The sequence below is a fragment of the Acaryochloris thomasi RCC1774 genome (genome assembly GCF_003231495.1).
Taxonomy (GTDB): domain Bacteria; phylum Cyanobacteriota; class Cyanobacteriia; order Thermosynechococcales; family Thermosynechococcaceae; genus RCC1774.
On the sequence record NZ_PQWO01000070.1, the window covers coordinates 1 to 1,074 of the forward strand.

The following is a 1,074-nucleotide window of genomic DNA, read 5'->3' on the forward strand; positions in this document are numbered from 1 at the left end:
CCCTTTTCACCTCGAGCGGTCATCCCTTCGATGACGGCAATCGCTAAATCGTACTCATTGCTAAACATCTGCCCCGCTATTTCGTGAGCCTTAAGTTGCCGCCACTGGGTCTCAATGTCATTCAACTCAGGACAGTAGGCTGGGAGCATAAATATAAACAGCCCTTGCTTGTGCCATTGGGGCCACAGCGCTTTCGCTTCTCGGCTGGTATGAATTGAGCCATTATCTTGGACGATGACCGTAATTTTTCCCGTCTGTTTCAATCTCCGCTGAGCTTTCTTTGCTTGCCAATTCATCACCTTGAGGTAGGACGGTGTCTTGAAGCCCCCCTGACACAAAGCGTAGTCAAACTGTTGATGAGCTTGCCACACACCCAAGATACTGATGCGGCTACCGAAGCGTTGGGCCGTTTGTTCCATTCGTTTCTGCTCACCGACTCGGCTATAGCTACAACTCACTGGAGACCATAAACAAAAGCCTGCCTCATCAAGATACTTAAGCACAATCAGATTGTCTCGGGCTGCTTGTTTCAAGCACTCGAGGTCCGCTTGCTTGATGGCTTTGGCAACCGGGTCTTGTTTGTCCTTGAGGCTGTGGCGCGTTCGTTTCCACCGCCAGCCCTTTTTTTGAGCAACCGCCTCAGTCGGTCAGCACTAAGGGTTACATTTCGCTCTTGAGCTAGTTTTTGGGCCAGTTGCTCACTGGTGTAAGTGCGGGCGTCTTCTTCAAGACATTGCTCAAGATACTCTAGGTCACACACGTGCCAGCGGCGCTTACTGCCCCGACCGGAGGCATCCCACAATCCATTAACACCGTTATCTTGCCAGCGTTTGAGTGTGGCGCGAACGGTATGTTCACAACAATCAAAAATCTCAGCTAGGGCAGGAGCATTCCAGCCTTGGGCATTGAGGTAAATCAGATGAGCACGGTCTCGGGTGCGCTGAGGCGCTGCTGGAGATTGGCGAAGGTCTTGAAGAGTTGATGCTTCATCTTCAGTCAAAGTGATACGCAATGCTGCTGGCATGGAGGAAGAGGCGATAGATACGATAGCTATCTTAAGCTTATTTGCACCTC

At 50.9% G+C, this 1,074-nt stretch carries 1 protein-coding gene; it reads right to left on the reverse strand.

What is annotated here, in order from left to right; all coding sequences use genetic code 11:
- A protein-coding gene (locus tag C1752_RS27965) for an IS630 family transposase (protein WP_315865281.1) occupies window positions 1-1,024 on the reverse strand; the annotation gives its coding sequence in 2 pieces (ribosomal slippage) (window positions 1-626 and window positions 629-1,024; 1,022 coding nt annotated over the 2 pieces). This gene is flagged as partial in the annotation.
- Between the last annotated feature and the right edge of the window lie 50 nt (window positions 1,025-1,074).